This is a genomic window from Salmonella sp. NW722 (assembly GCF_051702785.1).
GTDB lineage: Bacteria > Pseudomonadota > Gammaproteobacteria > Enterobacterales > Enterobacteriaceae > Salmonella > Salmonella enterica.
Genome location: NZ_JAMMIN010000005.1, coordinates 134,977 through 149,409 on the forward strand (window position 1 = coordinate 134,977; position 14,433 = coordinate 149,409).

Sequence of the window (14,433 nt, forward strand, 5' to 3'; positions counted from 1 at the left end):
GAGGCTCCTGAAATTTATCTGTCCGGCTACCGGGTTTACCATGCGTTTCATCAATGTGGAAAGACAGTGAAATACATGATGTCCGGGGATAATGGGGCAAAATCGTTTCAGGCAGTGTAATAAAAAAAGCCTCGCAGGTGAATCCACACGAGGCTTAAAAGTGCAAAAATGATTCTACAATCTGTGTTAGATCATGTTACCGGTAAAATACCACCTAAGAGTGAGTGGTAAATTTACTCAAACTCATTCCACGAACGACCGTCACGGGTAATCATCGCCACGGACGCTACCGGTCCCCAGGTGCCCGCCTGATACGGCTTCGGCGCGTCGTTGTCCATCGCCCATGCTTCGGTAATGGAGTCCACCCACTTCCAGGCTTCTTCCACTTCGTCACGGCGGACAAACAGCGCCTGAATGCCACGCATCGTTTCCAGCAGCAGGCGCTCATATGCATCCGCCAGGTGCGTCTGATTAAAGGTCTCGGAGTAGCTCAGATCAAGCTTCGTGATCTGCAGATTATGCTTATGATCCAGCCCCGGTACTTTGTTAAGCACCTGAATATCTACGCCTTCATCCGGCTGCAGGCGAATCGTCAATTTGTTCTGCGGCAGGTCTTGCCAGGACTCTTTAAAGAGATTCAGTTCAGGCGTCTTGAAATAAACCACGACTTCAGAGCACTTGGTTGGCAGACGCTTGCCGGTGCGCAGATAGAATGGCACGCCCGCCCAACGCCAGTTATCGATGTCGACGCGGATCGCGACGAAAGTTTCGGTGTTGCTGCTTTTATTCGCGCCCTCTTCTTCCAGATAGCCCGGCACCTTTTGCCCCTGCGCAAAGCCCGCGGTGTATTGACCACGAACCGTTTTTTCACGCACGTTGGAGCGATCAATACGGCGCAGCGATTTCAACACTTTGACTTTTTCATCGCGAATACTGTCGGCGCTCAGGTCAGACGGCGGTGACATGGCAATCATGCAGAGAATTTGCAGCAAGTGGTTCTGGATCATATCGCGCATCTGACCGGCCTGGTCAAAATATCCCCAGCGCCCTTCAATCCCCACCTCTTCCGCTACGGTAATCTCAACGTGATCGATAGTGCGGTTATCCCAGTTATTAACGAATAACGAGTTGGCAAAACGCAGCGCCAGCAGGTTGAGAACCGTTTCTTTGCCCAGATAGTGGTCGATACGATATACCTGGCACTCTTCAAAGTATTCGCCGACCCGATCGTTAATCTCACGCGAGGTCGCCAGCGAAGTACCCAACGGTTTTTCCATCACGACGCGCGCCGGTTTGGCGTTGAGTTTAGCCTCCCCTAACCCTTTGCAAATAGCGCCAAAGGTGCTGGGCGGCATCGCAAAATAGTTAATGGTGGTGCGGTTTTTTTGATCCAGCATATCGCCCAGGCGACTGAACGCAGGCGTATCGTTAACGTCAAGATTACAAAAATCCAGACGGCCGCTCAGCGTATCCCACAAGCCTTCATCAATTTTTTCCTTCATGAAGGTTTCCAGCGCCTCACGCACGACGTGGGTATAAGCTTCTTTATCCCAGTCCGCGCGCCCCACCCCAATGATCCGGGTATCCGGATGGATCTGGCCGGCTTTCTCAAGCTGATACAGGGAAGGCAGCAGTTTCCGGCGCGCCAGGTCGCCTTTCGCGCCGAAAATGACCAGGTCACATGCCTGGGCTGTTTGCGTTACCGCCATGTCATTCTCCTCAGTTAATCTCCTGGTACTTTAGCCAGGATATCGTTGTAATTTTATTACACAGCACTGTACTGCTTTTACGAGATTACGGAAACCGTAAACGCCTTTTCATAGGTGAACCGGCGTTTGATTGGCAATATAATCGGCAAAACGCCTAATAAAATTGTCGCTTTTCCACACAAGCTGGAACTTAAAATCCGACGTCGGTCATGTAATGAAAAAAAACGACACCTTTTTTAGCCATTTTGCCCCCTTTGACAGCCGCCAGGAGTAATATCTAACAAAACGCGCTCGGTTTCGCGCATCATTGAAATCGCTAATACCCATGAGCCTTGCTAATCATGAATATGCTGGAAAAAGTCCAGTCTCAACTGGAACATTTAAGCAAATCTGAACGAAAAGTCGCCGATGTTATTCTGGCCGCCCCAGGCAGATCGATTCACTTAAGCATTGCCATGCTGGCCCAGGAAGCTAACGTTAGCGAGCCAACGGTGAACCGTTTCTGTCGCAGCATGAATACCCGCGGCTTTCCTGATTTTAAACTGCATCTGGCGCAAAGTCTGGCAAATGGCACCCCCTATGTTAATCGCAATGTGGATGAAGATGACAGCGTTGAGGCCTATACAGGAAAAATCTTCGAGTCCGCCATGGCCAGTCTCGACCATGTTCGTCAGTCGCTGGATAAATCGGCCGTCAACCGCGCCGTCGATTTACTGACCCAGGCAAAAAAAATCGCCTTTTTTGGTCTTGGTTCCTCCGCCGCGGTCGCGCATGACGCCATGAATAAGTTTTTTCGCTTCAATGTGCCGGTGATTTACTCCGACGATATCGTGCTGCAACGGATGAGCTGTATGAATTGTAACGATGATGACGTCGTCGTGCTCATTTCGCATACTGGCAGAACCAAGAGCCTGGTGGAACTGGCGCAGTTGGCGCGGGAAAACGATGCGATGGTGATCGCCCTGACCTCCGCTGGAACGCCGCTGGCGCGCGAAGCCACGCTGGCCATTACCCTCGACGTACCGGAAGATACAGACATTTATATGCCCATGGTCTCTCGACTTGCTCAGCTGACCGTGATAGATGTGCTGGCAACGGGATTTACTTTGCGTCGCGGGGCGAAATTCAGAGATAACTTGAAGCGTGTCAAGGAAGCGCTCAAGGAATCGCGTTTTGATAAAGAATTACTCATCAGGAGTGATGACCGCTAAAAGCAATAACAATGTTCTACCCTTTTCGTCATCCGGGGACGTTCATTTTATACCGTTAAGGTTTCAGAACGACCGGATCAATGTTCACGCAACACCAAGTTGTTTTAGTCAACGGAGTATTACATGTCCAGAAGGCTTCGCAGAACCAAAATCGTTACCACGTTAGGCCCGGCAACTGACCGCGATAACAACCTTGAGAAGGTTATCGCCGCGGGCGCAAACGTAGTACGTATGAACTTCTCTCACGGCTCGCCGGAAGATCATAAAATGCGTGCTGATAAAGTCCGTGAGATTGCCGCCAAATTGGGGCGTCATGTGGCTATTTTAGGCGACCTGCAAGGGCCAAAAATTCGCGTTTCCACTTTTAAAGAAGGCAAAGTGTTCCTCAATATCGGGGACAAATTTCTGTTAGACGCTAACCTGGGTAAAGGCGAAGGCGACAAAGAAAAAGTCGGCATTGATTACAAAGGGTTGCCGGCAGACGTCGTTCCTGGCGATATCCTGCTGCTTGACGATGGTCGAGTGCAGTTGAAAGTGCTTGAAGTCCAGGGCATGAAAGTCTTTACCGAGGTCACCGTCGGCGGTCCGCTGTCTAACAATAAAGGCATTAACAAGCTCGGCGGCGGGCTTTCTGCTGAAGCGCTGACCGAAAAAGACAAAGCCGATATTCAAACCGCTGCGCTGATAGGCGTTGACTATCTGGCCGTCTCCTTCCCGCGCTGCGGCGAAGATCTGAACTACGCACGCCGCCTGGCACGCGACGCCGGCTGCGACGCGAAAATTGTGGCTAAAGTCGAACGCGCCGAAGCGGTATGCGACCAAAACGCCATGGACGATATCATTCTGGCCTCTGACGTTGTGATGGTCGCACGTGGCGATCTGGGCGTTGAAATCGGCGATCCGGAGCTGGTTGGTATCCAGAAAGCGCTGATTCGCCGTGCGCGTCAGCTAAACCGCGCAGTCATCACCGCAACGCAAATGATGGAGTCGATGATCACCAACCCGATGCCGACCCGTGCGGAAGTGATGGACGTAGCGAACGCCGTCCTGGATGGCACGGATGCGGTTATGCTGTCTGCCGAAACCGCAGCCGGTCAGTATCCTTCTGAAACCGTTGCCGCAATGGCGCGCGTCTGTCTGGGCGCAGAAAAAATCCCCAGCATCAATGTGTCTAAACACCGTCTCGACGTGCAGTTCGACAACGTTGAAGAAGCCATTGCCATGTCTGCGATGTATGCGGCAAACCATCTGAAAGGCGTTACCGCGATCATCACCATGACGGAATCCGGTCGTACCGCGCTAATGACTTCCCGTATCAGCTCCGGCCTGCCGATTTTCGCCATGTCGCGCCATGAACGCACGCTCAACCTGACCGCGCTCTACCGCGGAGTAACGCCGGTGCATTTTGATAGCGCGGCTGATGGCGTTGTCGCGGCGCATGAAGCTGTTAATCTGCTGCGCGATAAAGGGTATCTGGTTTCCGGTGACCTGGTTATCGTGACCCAGGGCGATGTCATGAGCACCGTCGGTTCAACCAATACCACGCGTATTTTGACCGTTGAGTAAAACTCCCCCACGCCTGTTCATCAGGTAGTACAGGGTTTGTCAGCATAAAGCCTCTCTTACGAGAGGCTTTATTTATTTGATGGGGTAAAGATCTTTACGCTTATACGGCTGAATCTCGCCTGGCTTACGGGTTTTGAGCAGCTTCAGGATCCAGGTGTACTGTTCCGGATGCGGGCCGACAAAAATTTCGACCTCTTCGTTCATCCGTCTGGCGATAGTGTGGTCGTCAGCCGTGAGCAGGTCGTCCATTGGCGGGCGAATCTGGATAGTCAGGCGATGCGTTTTACCATTATACACCGGGAAAAGCGGTATCACGCGTGCACGGCACACTTTCATCAGCCGACCAATTGCAGGCAGCGTCGCTTTGTATGTCGCAAAGAAATCAACGAATTCACTATGCTCCGGGCCGTGATCCTGGTCCGGCAGGTAGTAACCCCAGTAGCCCTGACGAACAGACTGAATAAAGGGTTTAATCCCGTCATTACGCGCATGCAAACGTCCGCCGAAACGCCGACGCACTGTGTTCCAGATATAGTCAAAAACCGGATTACCCTGATTATGAAACATCGCCGCCATTTTTTGCCCCTGAGAGGCCATCAGCATGGCTGGAATGTCGACGCCCCAGCCATGCGGTACGAGAAAAATGACTTTTTCGTCGTTACGACGCATCTCCTCAATGATTTCCAGACCTTCCCAGTCAACACGCTGTTGAATTTTTTTCGGACCGCGCATCGCCAACTCAGCCATCATCGCCATTGCCTGTGGCGCGGTGGCGAACATCTCATCGACAATCGCTTCGCGCTCAGCTTCGCTACGCTGCGGAAAGCACAATGACAGATTAATTAGCGCCCGGCGACGAGAACTCTTCCCCAGCCGTCCGGCAAAACGCCCCAGCGTCGCCAACAAAGGGTCGCGGAATGATGCCGGTGTTAATGCGATCCCCGCCATTGCCGCAGCGCCCAACCAGGCGCCCCAATACTGCGGATAGCGAAAGGATTTTTCGAATTCAGGGATATACTCACTATTATTTTTTTTGGTTTCCATGCTTTTCCAGGGTCTGCTGACGCGAAAAGGAATTGTGAATAGTGTAGCGACGTCTGCGTCTCACACAAAACAAAAAAGCCGGCACACATCGCGTACCGGCTCTGTCAGCGCATTTGTTAATCGAAGCGCAGTTGTGGCAGAACCTCTTTCACCTGTGCCAGGTATTCACGACGATCTGACCCCGTCAGACCTTCCGTGCGCGGCAATTTTGCTGTCAGAGGGTTAACGGCTTGCTGGTTGATCCATACCTCATAATGCAGATGCGGCCCTGTGGAACGCCCGGTGTTACCAGAAAGCGCAATACGATCGCCACGTTTCACTTTTTGCCCCGGTTTCACCAGCAGCTTACGCAAGTGCATGTAACGTGTGGTGTAGGTGCGTCCATGACGAATCGCAATGTAGTAACCGGCAGCGCCGCTACGTTTAGCGACCACTACCTCGCCATCCCCCACCGACAGCACCGGCGTACCCTGCGGCATCGCAAAGTCAACGCCACGATGCGGCGCAACGCGTCCGGTAACCGGGTTCAGACGACGCGGATTGAAGTTGGAGGAGATGCGGAACTGTTTGGCGGTCGGGAAGCGTAAAAAGCCTTTCGCCAGGCCAACCCCATTACGGTCATAGAATTTACCGTCAGCGGCGCGAATGGCGTAGTAATCTTTACCATCGGAACGCATCCGCACGCCCAACAACTGACTCTGTTCACGCTTGCCATCCAGCATCTCGCGCGACATCAGAACCGAAAATTCATCGCCCTTTTTCAGCTTGCGAAAATCCATCTGCCACTGCATTGCTTTTATCACTGCGCTGATTTCGCTGCTGGTTAAACCGGCCTCTTTCGCGCTGGCGACAAAGCTACCCCCTACCGTACCTTTCAGCAGACTGTTGACCCAGTCCCCCTGCTGCATTTCACTGCTCATTTTAAAACCGTTGGCAGTGCGATCGTAGGTACGCGTTTCACGGCGGGAGACTTCCCATGTCAGACGCTGTAAATCGCCATCGGCGGTCAATGTCCAGGAAAGCTGTTGGCCAATTTTCAGATTGCGCAGCTCCTTATCAGAAGCGGCAAGTCGGCTAATATCGCTCATATCGATGCCGTACTGATTCAGAATGCTGCTTAACGTATCGCCTGTGGAGACGACGTATTCATGGACGCCGACTTCGCCTGCGGTTTTATCGTCCAGCTCATCCTGAGGAATAGCTTCATCTTCCTGCGCGGCCTGATCGATGGGTTCGCTGGCCTCCGGTAAGAGGGAACGAATCTCGCTTTTCTCCAGTTCAATAGTTTTAACGATTGGTGCGGATTCTGGGTGGTAAACATAGGGCCGCCATACGGCGACGGCCAGTGTCAGAACGGTAAGTGACCCCAGCATAACGCGGTGGGGTCGGGGCAGATTATTAAATGCCAGGGCGACAGAGCGGGCTATCTGTTGCACGTATTCACTTCCTCGTTAATCTCCTTTCAGGCAGCTCGCATACTGGTTGGCTAATTGGCTTAAAAACGCTGAATAGCTTGTTTTACCCAGTTTAATGTTCGTCCCGAGGGGGTCCAGTGTTCCCATTCGAACGGATGTCCCTCTCGCCACGGCTTCCACGACCGCTGGCCTGAATTGTGGCTCAGCAAAAACGCAGGTTGCTTTTTGCTCAACCAACTGTGTTCTTATTTCATGTAAACGCTGCGCGCCAGGTTGTATCTCAGGGTTCACGGTAAAGTGACCGAGTGGGGTGAGTCCGTAGTGTTTTTCGTAGTAACCGTAGGCGTCATGAAAAACGAAATACCCTTTCCCCTTGAGCGGCGCGAGCTCGTTACCGACCTGTTTATCGGTTGCGGCTAATTGTGCCTCAAAATCCTTCAGGTTGGCGTCGAGTTTGGCTCGACTTTGCGGCATAAGTTCCACTAATTTTTCATGGATTGCAACCGCTGTAGCCCGCGCTATCTCTGGGGAGAGCCAAAGATGCATGTTATATTCGCCGTGATGGTGATGTACGTCACCTTTTTCCTCATCGGCGCCCGTATGCGCATGTTCATCCTCATCCTCATCCGCGCCCTTCATGAGTAACGGTTTTACATCGGCAAGTTGCGCAATGGTAACCTGCTTATTATCAGGGATATTCCTGACCGACTTCTCCATAAAGGCTTCCATTTCCGGGCCAACCCAGACGACTAAGTCCGCGCCCTGTAAGCGTTTTACGTCTGATGGACGCAATGAATAATCATGCTCGGATGCCCCATCCGGAAGTAATACTTGCGTATCCGTAACGCCATCAGCAATGGCGGAAGCGATAAACCCAAGTGGTTTAAGCGAAGCGACAACGGCGGCGTCGGCAGCCTGGGTTGCACTCCCCCAAAGCGCGGCGGATAATGCTGCGAAAAGAAGCGTATTTTTCTGTAACATAATGCGACTAATCATCGTAATGAATGTGTGAAATGTGATATTATAACATTCTATCACTTCTGCAAGCCTAAAATTAACATGACAAGTTTAGTTTCACTGGAAAACGTCTCGGTCTCATTTGGTCAACGCCGCGTCCTCTCTGACGTGTCGCTTGAATTGAGCCCCGGAAAAATTTTAACGCTTCTCGGCCCTAACGGCGCGGGGAAGTCAACGCTTGTACGCGTGGTTTTAGGACTGGTAGCCCCTGATGATGGGGTGATCAAGCGCAACGGGCAACTCCGTATCGGCTATGTCCCGCAAAAGCTCTATCTCGATACCACGCTTCCGCTGACGGTAAACCGGTTTTTACGTTTACGTCCCGGCACGCAAAAAACGGATATTCTCCCGGCGCTTAAACGCGTTCAGGCCGGACATTTGATTGACGCGCCCATGCAAAAACTCTCCGGCGGTGAGACACAGCGCGTACTGCTGGCGCGTGCTCTGCTTAACAGGCCGCAGTTGCTGGTACTTGATGAGCCGACGCAAGGCGTGGATGTCAACGGCCAGGTCGCGTTATACGACCTTATCGATCAGCTGCGTCGCGAACTCGATTGCGCCGTGTTGATGGTGTCACATGATCTACATCTGGTCATGGCAAAGACGGATGAAGTGTTATGCCTGAACCATCATATTTGCTGTTCCGGCGCGCCGGAAGTGGTGTCTATGCATCCGGAATTTATCTCTATGTTTGGCCCGCGAGGCGCGGAGCAATTAGGGATTTATCGCCATCATCATAATCATCGCCACGATTTACAGGGTCGTATTGTACTGCGCCGGGGAAATGGTCACTCATGATTGAATTATTACTGCCCGGCTGGCTGGCCGGGATGATGCTGGCGTGCGCCGCTGGTCCTTTGGGCTCATTTGTGGTCTGGCGTCGGATGTCCTATTTTGGCGATACGCTGGCTCACGCGTCGCTTCTGGGCGTGGCGTTTGGCCTGTTGCTGGACGTTAACCCCTTTTATGCGGTAATCGCCGTTACGCTGCTGCTGGCCGCCGGTCTGGTATGGCTGGAGAAACGCCCTCACCTCGCGATTGATACCTTACTGGGCATTATGGCGCACAGCGCCTTATCTTTAGGACTGGTCGTGGTCAGCCTGATGTCCAACGTCCGCGTTGATTTAATGGCTTATCTATTTGGCGATTTGCTGGCCGTCACGCCGGAAGATCTTATCTCGATCGCTATTGGGGTCGTTATTGTGCTGGCCATTCTCTTCTGGCAGTGGCGCAACTTGCTGTCAATGACTATCAGTCCGGATCTTGCCTTTGTCGATGGCGTGAAGTTACAGCGCGTTAAGCTGCTATTGATGCTGGTAACGGCGTTAACCATTGGCGTGGCGATGAAGTTTGTCGGAGCGCTGATCATTACGTCGCTGCTGATTATCCCCGCCGCAACCGCGCGTCGCTTTGCCCGTACGCCGGAGCAGATGGCGGGCGTCGCCGTTGGTGTAGGTATGATAGCGGTTACAGGTGGACTGACCTTCTCAGCCTTTTATGATACCCCGGCAGGGCCATCCGTAGTGCTGTGTGCCGCGCTGCTGTTTATCTTCAGTATGATGAAAAAGCAGGCAAGCTAAGCGTGTGTTGCCCGGTGGCGCTGCGCTTACCGGGCCTACAAAATCGCCCAGGTCTGATGAGCGCAGCGACTTCAGGCGCTAAGGCATCTCTGGCGGCGTGATCCCGAAATGGTTCCAGGCGCGCACCGTTGCCATACGCCCACGCGGCGTACGCTGCAAAAAGCCTTGCTGAATCAGATACGGCTCCAGCACATCCTCAATGGTTTCACGCTCTTCGCCAATCGCCGCCGCCAGGTTATCCAGTCCCACCGGACCACCGAAGAATTTATCAATAACCGCCAGCAGCAGCTTGCGATCCATATAGTCAAACCCTTCCGCATCGACGTTCAGCATATCCAGCGCCTGCGCGGCAATTTCCGCTGAAATAGCCCCGTCATGCTTCACCTCGGCGAAATCACGCACACGTCTGAGCAGGCGGTTGGCTATACGCGGCGTACCGCGCGCCCGACGCGCCACTTCCAGCGCGCCGTCATCACTCATCTCAAGCCCCATGTGCCTTGCGCTGCGCCCGACGATGTGCTGCAGATCGGGCACCTGGTAGAACTCCAGGCGCTGCACAATACCAAAACGGTCACGTAGCGGCGAGGTCAGCGAACCTGCTCGCGTCGTCGCGCCAATGAGCGTAAACGGCGGCAGATCGATCTTAATTGAACGTGCAGCAGGCCCTTCGCCAATCATAATATCCAACTGGTAATCTTCCATCGCCGGATAGAGTACCTCTTCCACCACCGGTGAAAGCCGGTGAATCTCATCAATAAACAGCACATCATGCGGTTCAAGATTGGTGAGCATAGCCGCCAGATCGCCTGCTTTTTCCAGCACCGGGCCGGACGTGGTTCGGAGATTGACGCCCATTTCATTGGCAACGATATTCGCCAGAGTCGTCTTACCTAACCCTGGCGGGCCGAAAATCAGCAAGTGATCTAGTGCGTCGCCACGCCGTTTTGCCGCCTGAATAAAGATCTCCATCTGGGAGCGCACCTGCGGTTGGCCGACATATTCCGCCAATAGCTTCGGGCGAATGGCGCGATCGGCGACGTCTTCTGCGATCGTGGCGCCTGCTGAAATCAGGCGATCTGCTTCTATCATCCTTTACCTCATAACGCGGCGCGTAACGCGTCGCGAATCAGTGTTTCACTGCTTGCATCCGGACGGGCGATCTTGCTTACCATCCGACTGGCTTCTTGCGGTTTATAACCCAGCGCCACCAGCGCAGCAACTGCTTCTTGTTCTGCATCTTCCGAGGTTGGGCTGGCCGGCGACGTCAATACCAGATCGACCGCTGGCGTAAAGAGATCGCCATGTAGCCCTTTAAAGCGGTCTTTCATTTCGACAATCAGCCTTTCGGCGGTTTTCTTGCCGATACCCGGCAGCTTCACCAGTGCGCCAAGCTCTTCGCGCTCAACCGCATTGACGAACTGCTGCGCCGACATGCCGGAGAGAATCGCCAGCGCCAGCTTAGGCCCGACGCCATTCGTTTTAATTAGCTCTTTAAACAGCGTGCGCTCTTGCTTATTGTTGAATCCGTACAGCAACTGCGCATCTTCACGCACCACAAAGTGGGTGAAGACGATTGCCTCCTGCCCGGCCTCCGGCAGCTCGTAAAAGCAGGTCATAGGCATATGTACTTCATAGCCTACGCCCCCTGTCTCCAGCAGCACGATCGGGGGTTGTTTTTCGAGAATAATGCCTCTGAGTCTGCCTATCACATGACGCTCCTGCGTAAAGGGCTGAAAAGATAATGCACTATCATAAAAAAAGACTGGATGTTTATCCAGATGAAAAACACGTATCCCGATATTTCTCTACTCCGACAACCCGCGATGGTTAACGACGGGTACGCTCCCCGCTGCGTACAAAATAAGTCGTACACTCATTGACAACTTTTTGCGTCCTACGCGAATAACTTTTTGCCAACATGCCGTGGCGCACGTTCGGTAGTCATTCAATAATGAGTATCCTGATAACACTAATAATGTATCCAGTACGAATGCCAACAGCGGAACATCGGGCCTCCAAAAAAACAGACCCGAGAATAGATTTAATAATATTAACCACTAGCGCTGAATTTAATCGCATGTTGTTTTATCGTCGCGCGCGACAGATTTTAATTCGCCATGACACAATAAATATTGTACAAACTCATTTTTCATGCCATCGAAATTCACGGCTGGTATCCCTTCTGAATAACTATAATAAATATTCACATACTCTTCGCTACTAAAAAGTGCCTGTCGTTTTGCTGCTAACCCACGGCCTTTTGCTGCAATATACTGGAAGCAGTGGCCGCTGGCGCCACAGCTCCGCCCATCATCAACAATATATATATCGGCAGCGTTAAACAGCTGTTCCAGCCAGCACTGGCGAATCGTTCCGGCCGCACAAACCAAAAATAATGATGCGCTAATCATCCACCCGGATTTTTTTACTGATGTCATAGCCAGGAAAGCCATAAAGCACGCTGCCTGCAGGCACAAAACCAGTTCTTTATTCCCGGCAACCAAATGCCACTGGTTAAATACTAAGGTAATGAAAACTGAACTCAATGTTGCCAACAGTCTGGTCCTGAACCGCCTGGCAGGGAGAAGCAAAAATAATAATGAAATCGTCCCTGGCTTTAATAAAAAAACAACAGTATTAGCCTCTGCCATATCAATACTCAAACAATAACAAAAACTAATAAACAGATGAAAGATAATAGCAACAAAAATATAAGAAAAATAAAACACCCAACCTATTCTCATTGGTTTATCATCAACCACGTCATACTCCCTGTCAATATGAGAGATCAGATGATGAGAAATTTACCACCTTAATTCCCCCCCAAATATATTTGCGACATTAATTCCAATAAATGAAATATTCACCATACATATTTCGATGACACTAAGGCTTGTCATTTATCTGGTATAATGCTAACTACCCTGTAGAATAAATAAAAGGAATTTATTTCAAATAATGGAATGCAGAGATGAAAAAACATTATTCTGTCCAATATGAAACCGGGGATATCGTCTTTACCTGTATAGGTGCCGCGCTTTTCGGCCAGATATCCACCGCTTCACAGTGCTGGAGCAACCATGTTGGGATTATTATTGGTCATAATGGTGATGACTATCTGGTGGCGGAAAGTCGCGTCCCCCTCTCAACCGTCACCACGCTGTCACTGTTTATACAACGTTCAGCCGGACAACGTTACGCCGTTCGTCGCCTGTGCGGCGGTCTGACGGTCGAACAGAAACTCGCCATCATGGAACAGGTTCCCGCCCGGCTGAATAAGTTTTATCACACGGGGTTTAAATACGAGTCATCGCGCCAGTTCTGCTCGAAATTTGTGTTTGATATCTATAAAGAAGCATTATGTATTCCGGTAGGCGATATTGAGACATTCGAAGAATTACTTCACAGCAATCCTGATGCGAAACTCGCCTTCTGGAAGTTCTGGTTTTTAGGTTCAATCCCGTGGGATCGTAAGACGGTGACGCCAGCCAGCCTGTGGCAACATCCCAATTTAGAATTAATTAGCGCCTGTGGAATTGAAACCCCTCAACGCGAGGCTGAGGGAGAATGATTTAGCGCAACCTTCCCCGCGCCAGATTGAGTCGGCTCTCGCTCATTTGCATCGCGTTCTGGCTAACGTGGCAATGCGTAATGGCGATAGCCAGCGCATCCGCGGCATCGGCCTGCGGGTTAGCGGGGAGCTTCAGCAACGTGCGCACCATATGCTGAACCTGGCTTTTCTCCGCGCTACCAATACCGACGACGGTTTGCTTCACCTGACGCGCCGCGTATTCAAACACGGGCAGTTCCTGATTGACCGCGGCGACAATCGCGACGCCGCGCGCCTGTCCCAGCTTGAGGGCTGAGTCGGCATTTTTCGCCATAAACACCTGTTCGATAGCAAAATAGTCCGGCTGGAACTGCGTGATGATTTCCGTCACGCCTGCGTATATGAGCTTCAAACGAGACGGCAAATCATCGACTTTGGTGCGAATACATCCGCTGCCCAGATAGGTCAGTTGTCTGCCTACCTGGCGGATAACGCCATAACCGGTAATGCGCGAGCCGGGGTCAATACCGAGAATAATCGACACGCTATCCCCCCTGCCCGCCGGCGTTTAACAGCACCATTACAGGGTCGCCGCCACCTCATCAGAGATCTCACCGTTATGGTAGACTTCCTGAACATCGTCACAGTCTTCCAGCATATCGATCAGACGTAGCAGTTTCGGCGCGGTTTCCGCATCCATATCCGCTTTGGTTGACGGGATCATGGACACTTCGGCGCTATCCGCTTTCAGACCCGCCGCTTCCAGCGCGTCACGCACTTTGCCCATCTCTTCCCAGGCAGTGTAAACATCAATCGCGCCATCATCATAGGTCACAACATCTTCCGCGCCAGCTTCCAGAGCGGCTTCCATGATGGTGTCTTCATCGCCTTTCTCAAAGGAGATGACCCCTTTCTTACTGAACAGGTATGCCACTGAGCCATCGGTACCCAGATTACCGCCGCACTTGCTGAAAGCATGACGCACTTCCGCTACGGTACGGTTACGGTTGTCACTCAGACACTCAATCATAATGGCCGTGCCGCCAGGACCATAACCTTCATAGATGATGGTTTCCATGTTCGAGTCTTCATCACCACCCACACCGCGAGCGATGGCACGGTTCAGAGTGTCGCGGGTCATGTTGTTGGCCAGCGCTTTATCTACAGCCGCGCGCAGACGCGGGTTGGCATCCGGATCGCCGCCGCCCAATTTAGCTGCCGTTACCAGTTCACGAATAATTTTAGTGAAGATTTTACCGCGCTTGGCATCCTGCGCAGCTTTACGATGTCTGGTGTTGGCCCATTTACTATGACCTGCCATAAATATTTCCTCAAAAAAAG

14 protein-coding genes are annotated in these 14,433 nt (G+C 52.0%); 5 read left to right on the forward strand and 9 right to left on the reverse strand.

The window, feature by feature from the left end:
- Positions 1 to 233: 233 nt before the first annotated feature.
- Complete coding sequence (gene zwf, locus NA330_RS13610; RefSeq protein WP_000301711.1) at positions 234 to 1,709, reverse strand: glucose-6-phosphate dehydrogenase; 1,476 nt, start codon at positions 1,707 to 1,709, stop codon at positions 234 to 236.
- 341 nt (positions 1,710 to 2,050) lie between these two features.
- Between zwf and NA330_RS13615 the strand changes: the two genes are divergently transcribed.
- Complete coding sequence (locus NA330_RS13615) at positions 2,051 to 2,920, forward strand: MurR/RpiR family transcriptional regulator (RefSeq protein ID WP_001056719.1); 870 nt, start codon at positions 2,051 to 2,053, stop codon at positions 2,918 to 2,920.
- A 123-nt stretch (positions 2,921 to 3,043) separates the two neighbouring features.
- The gene (pyk, locus tag NA330_RS13620; RefSeq protein WP_000091156.1) at positions 3,044 to 4,486 is read left to right on the forward strand and encodes a pyruvate kinase; all 1,443 of its coding nucleotides are present in this window, start codon (positions 3,044 to 3,046) and stop codon (positions 4,484 to 4,486) included.
- Positions 4,487 to 4,558: 72 nt separating this feature from the next.
- Here the strand turns inward: pyk and lpxM are convergent, their stop codons facing one another.
- The 3 genes from lpxM to znuA all read right to left on the reverse strand — a co-directional run bounded on the left by lpxM (position 4,559) and on the right by znuA (position 7,926).
- Positions 4,559 to 5,530: a lauroyl-Kdo(2)-lipid IV(A) myristoyltransferase gene (gene lpxM / locus NA330_RS13625; RefSeq protein WP_000448401.1), complete on the reverse strand. Its 972-nt coding sequence runs from the start codon at positions 5,528 to 5,530 to the stop codon at positions 4,559 to 4,561.
- Positions 5,531 to 5,646: 116 nt separating this feature from the next.
- A complete protein-coding gene (gene mepM / locus NA330_RS13630) occupies positions 5,647 to 6,966 on the reverse strand; it encodes a murein DD-endopeptidase MepM (RefSeq protein WP_001184028.1) in 1,320 nt (439 codons plus the stop codon).
- A 15-nt stretch (positions 6,967 to 6,981) separates the two neighbouring features.
- Entirely contained in the window at positions 6,982 to 7,926 is a 945-nt protein-coding gene (gene znuA / locus NA330_RS13635; protein ID WP_023241936.1) for a zinc ABC transporter substrate-binding protein ZnuA, read from the reverse strand.
- A gap of 78 nt (positions 7,927 to 8,004) precedes the next feature.
- Between znuA and znuC the strand changes: the two genes are divergently transcribed.
- The gene (gene znuC / locus NA330_RS13640) at positions 8,005 to 8,760 is read left to right on the forward strand and encodes a zinc ABC transporter ATP-binding protein ZnuC (RefSeq protein WP_000203013.1); all 756 of its coding nucleotides are present in this window, start codon (positions 8,005 to 8,007) and stop codon (positions 8,758 to 8,760) included.
- Positions 8,757 to 9,542 (forward strand): zinc ABC transporter permease subunit ZnuB, encoded by a 786-nt coding sequence (gene znuB / locus NA330_RS13645; RefSeq protein WP_000571508.1) that lies wholly within the window; start codon positions 8,757 to 8,759, stop codon positions 9,540 to 9,542. Before znuC ends, znuB begins: the two co-directional genes overlap by 4 nt.
- 78 nt (positions 9,543 to 9,620) lie before the next feature.
- Here the strand turns inward: znuB and ruvB are convergent, their stop codons facing one another.
- From ruvB to NA330_RS13660, 3 genes are all read right to left on the reverse strand, one after another.
- The gene (gene ruvB / locus NA330_RS13650) at positions 9,621 to 10,631 is read right to left on the reverse strand and encodes a Holliday junction branch migration DNA helicase RuvB (RefSeq protein ID WP_000568508.1); all 1,011 of its coding nucleotides are present in this window, start codon (positions 10,629 to 10,631) and stop codon (positions 9,621 to 9,623) included.
- An 8-nt stretch (positions 10,632 to 10,639) separates the two neighbouring features.
- Positions 10,640 to 11,251: a Holliday junction branch migration protein RuvA gene (gene ruvA / locus NA330_RS13655; RefSeq protein ID WP_000580335.1), complete on the reverse strand. Its 612-nt coding sequence runs from the start codon at positions 11,249 to 11,251 to the stop codon at positions 10,640 to 10,642.
- A gap of 360 nt (positions 11,252 to 11,611) precedes the next feature.
- Entirely contained in the window at positions 11,612 to 12,304 is a 693-nt protein-coding gene (locus tag NA330_RS13660) for a hypothetical protein (protein ID WP_023241935.1), read from the reverse strand.
- A 209-nt stretch (positions 12,305 to 12,513) separates the two neighbouring features.
- Here NA330_RS13660 and NA330_RS13665 point away from each other — a divergent pair, with 209 nt between their 5' ends.
- On the forward strand, positions 12,514 to 13,113 hold the full coding sequence (locus NA330_RS13665) for a YebB family permuted papain-like enzyme (protein WP_000716750.1): 600 nt from the start codon (positions 12,514 to 12,516) through the stop codon (positions 13,111 to 13,113).
- Position 13,114: 1 nt separating this feature from the next.
- Here the strand turns inward: NA330_RS13665 and ruvC are convergent, their stop codons facing one another.
- On the reverse strand, positions 13,115 to 13,636 hold the full coding sequence (gene ruvC, locus NA330_RS13670; RefSeq protein WP_000022509.1) for a crossover junction endodeoxyribonuclease RuvC: 522 nt from the start codon (positions 13,634 to 13,636) through the stop codon (positions 13,115 to 13,117).
- A 36-nt stretch (positions 13,637 to 13,672) separates the two neighbouring features.
- The gene (locus NA330_RS13675) at positions 13,673 to 14,413 is read right to left on the reverse strand and encodes a YebC/PmpR family DNA-binding transcriptional regulator (RefSeq protein ID WP_000907242.1); all 741 of its coding nucleotides are present in this window, start codon (positions 14,411 to 14,413) and stop codon (positions 13,673 to 13,675) included.
- Positions 14,414 to 14,433 lie beyond the last annotated feature (20 nt).

Coding starts and splice junctions, on each gene's coding strand:
- zwf (WP_000301711.1), bottom strand. CDS start 1,709: ATGGCGGTAACGCAAACAGCCCAGGCATGTGACCTGGTCATTTTCGGC.
- NA330_RS13615 (WP_001056719.1), top strand. CDS start 2,051: ATGAATATGCTGGAAAAAGTCCAGTCTCAACTGGAACATTTAAGCAAA.
- pyk (WP_000091156.1), top strand. CDS start 3,044: ATGTCCAGAAGGCTTCGCAGAACCAAAATCGTTACCACGTTAGGCCCG.
- lpxM (WP_000448401.1), bottom strand. CDS start 5,530: ATGGAAACCAAAAAAAATAATAGTGAGTATATCCCTGAATTCGAAAAA.
- znuA (WP_023241936.1), bottom strand. CDS start 7,926: ATGTTACAGAAAAATACGCTTCTTTTCGCAGCATTATCCGCCGCGCTT.
- znuC (WP_000203013.1), top strand. CDS start 8,005: ATGACAAGTTTAGTTTCACTGGAAAACGTCTCGGTCTCATTTGGTCAA.
- znuB (WP_000571508.1), top strand. CDS start 8,757: ATGATTGAATTATTACTGCCCGGCTGGCTGGCCGGGATGATGCTGGCG.
- ruvB (WP_000568508.1), bottom strand. CDS start 10,631: ATGATAGAAGCAGATCGCCTGATTTCAGCAGGCGCCACGATCGCAGAA.
- NA330_RS13665 (WP_000716750.1), top strand. CDS start 12,514: ATGAAAAAACATTATTCTGTCCAATATGAAACCGGGGATATCGTCTTT.
- NA330_RS13675 (WP_000907242.1), bottom strand. CDS start 14,413: ATGGCAGGTCATAGTAAATGGGCCAACACCAGACATCGTAAAGCTGCG.